The 2,556-nt window shown below is 66.0% G+C and carries 3 protein-coding genes; all 3 read left to right on the top strand.

The genetic code is table 11. The features are described 5' to 3' along the window. Positions 1-855, top strand: an 855-nt coding sequence (locus AC062T_RS00315; protein ID WP_476026287.1) for a CpaF family protein, incomplete at its 5' end; no start/stop codon positions are given. Continuing rightward, positions 852-1,736, top strand: a complete 885-nt coding sequence (locus AC062T_RS00310; RefSeq protein WP_476026285.1) for a type II secretion system F family protein — start codon at positions 852-854, stop codon at positions 1,734-1,736. The genes AC062T_RS00315 and AC062T_RS00310, both read left to right, overlap by 4 nt. 92 nt (positions 1,737-1,828) lie before the next feature. Further along, positions 1,829-2,556: type II secretion system F family protein (locus tag AC062T_RS00305; protein ID WP_476026283.1), on the top strand; the 728-nt coding region annotated here is incomplete at its 3' end.

Here is a 2,556-nt window from a genome sequence, read left to right as displayed (position 1 = left end):
GACCTGAGCTCGCCCTTCGTGGACGCCTCGCTGCCCGACGGCTCCCGCCTCCACGTGGCGATCCCGGATGTCACGCGCGACTGGGCTGTCAACATCCGCAAGTTCACAAAGCGCATCGCCCGGCTCGGAGACCTGGTGGAGCGCGGGTCGCTCACCGCTGAGGCAGCGCTCTTTCTGCATCAGTGCGTGGTTTCTGGTCACAATATTCTCGTTTCCGGCGCGACTCACACGGGCAAGACAACACTGCTGGGCGCGCTGCTGGCCGAGGTTGGTGCGAGCGAACGCATCGTGACAGTCGAGGAGACCTTCGAGCTCGATGTTCGAGCGAGGGACGTCGTCTCGATGCAGTGCCGCCAACCCAGCCTCGAGGGTGCCGGAGAGGTGTCCCTTCGCCGCCTGATTAAAGAAGCGCTGCGCATGCGGCCAGACCGGCTCGTTGTGGGTGAGGTCCGCGAGGCGGAGTCGCTCGATCTGTTGATCGCGCTCAACTCGGGCGTTCCTGGCGCGTGCAGCATCCACGCCAACAGTGCCCAGGATGCCCTGGCTAAGCTCGCCGTTCTGCCTCTTCTCGCGGGCCGCAATATCGATTCCTCATTTGTTCTGCCCACGGTCGCGTCCGTTATCGACATCGTGGTGCACTGTGAGCGGGGAATCGACGGCCATCGTCATATCGGCTCGATCGCAGCCACCACGGGAAGGGTGACCGATTCGGTCGTCGGGTCGGTTTCGCTTTTCGCGCGTAACCACGGCCGTCTCGAGAGAACCGGTGCGCCGGTTCCTCAGCCTCACAAGCTGCTTTCTGCGTCTATTCCGCCGTCCCCGCCGCGAGCGACGTTCGGGGGAGACGCAGGATGATCGATGGCTCAGTCATGCCAGCAGTTGTGGGAGCCCTGCTCGGCTGTGGGCTACTCCTCACTGTCTCGCCCTTTCTCTGGCCTGCTGGCGAGAAGCTGCGTCGAGGTCGGCATCCTGTGCGATGGGCGTCACTGTCAGAGAAGCTCACGCTCGCCGGGCTCGGCTCGGTTACTCCGGCGAAGTTCATTGTCGCCTCTGCGGTTGCAGCGCTTGCGGTTGGCGCGATCGTGTTGGCGTTCCTGCCGGTGCTGGCCCTGGGTCTTGCCGCCGCTATTGCCACGGCGTTTATCCCCGTCGTCGTCGTGAGCTGGCGGGCCCGGGCTCGGCGGCGCAGCCATAGGGCGCTCTGGCCCGATGTTGTCGACCACCTCGTTTCGGCAGTGCGCTCAGGACTTTCGCTCGCCGACGGGGTCTCGGCGCTGTCTCGCGTGGGCCCCGCTTTCACCCGGGCGGCCTTCTCGGAGTTCGAGGCCGATTACCGAGCCACCGCTAACTTCTCGCGGAGTCTCGATCGCCTCAAAGACCGGCTTGCAGATCCTGTTGCGGACCGCATCCTCGAGACCCTGCGCATGTCCCGAGAGGTGGGCGGCACTGACCTGACCACGATCCTGCGAAATCTCTCTGCGTACTTGCGACAGGAGGCGTCGATACGTGCCGAGGTGGAGGCCCGGCAGTCGTGGGTGGTCAACGCGGCGCGCCTGGGGGCGATTGCACCCTGGGTCGTGCTCGTGCTGCTCGCTGCCCGCCCGGAGGCGGCAATGGCGTACAACTCCGCTGAGGGCGTGGCCCTGATCGCCGGCGGTTTCGCGATAACGCTCATCGCATATCGGGTGATGATCGCGATCGGGCGGCTGCCCGAAGAGCAGAGGTGGTTCCAGTGACGCCGTGGGCGATTCTCTGTGGTCTGACGCTCGGCGTCGGGCTATGGACCCTGGCGAGTCGGCTCCCGCGGTTGGGAAGGCCGAGGTTGGCGATGCGGGTTGCTCCTTACCTCGCCGACGTTTCGGAGGGCGCGCGCAGCGTGGTCGCCCGGCGATCTTCCGATCCCGTTCCGGTCTGGGCGGCGATCATCAGCCCGGCGTTCGCGGTGCTGAGGCACGGGCTCTCCTCGGTTCTCGGGGGAGCCGCTGTTCTCGAGTTGCGTCTCCGCCAGGCAGGTTCGGGGCTGAGCGTTGAGGCGTACCGGTCACGCCAGTTGGTGGGGGTACTGGTCGGCGCGGTGACGTTCTGCATCGCCGCGATTGCGTGGACTCGACTTGCCAGCGTCCCCGGCATCGTCGTGGTCGCTGCCGCCGCGGTGGGCGGGGTCGCTGGTCTCCTTGCATGCGACTACGTGCTCCAACGACGAGCTAACCGAAGAATGGCTCGCCTCTCGGCTGAGCTTCCGCTCATTCTCGAGTTCCTCACCCTGAGCCTCTCGGCGGGGGAGGGAGTCGTTGATGCGATCCGCCGGGTGTCACGGGTGAGCGCGGGGGAACTATCGCACGAGCTCTCGGCGGTACTCACAGAAGTATCGACGGGGTTGCCCCTGGCCTCATCTCTCGACCGGTGTGCGCGCGAGCTTCAACTCCCGGCGTTCACCCGATGCGTCGACCAACTCACCATCGCGCTAGAACGAGGGTCGCCCCTCGCCGAAGTGCTGAGGGCGCAGGCCCAGGATGCGCGCGACGACACCAAACGCCACCTGCTCGAAGTGGCGGG

It is taken from the genome of Homoserinimonas sp. (genome assembly GCF_056262345.1).
The sequence above is the reverse complement of the archived record's forward strand: the minus strand, read 5'-3'. Positions and strand labels throughout refer to the sequence as shown.

Coding starts and splice junctions, on each gene's coding strand:
- AC062T_RS00310 (WP_476026285.1), top strand. CDS start 852: ATGATCGATGGCTCAGTCATGCCAGCAGTTGTGGGAGCCCTGCTCGGC.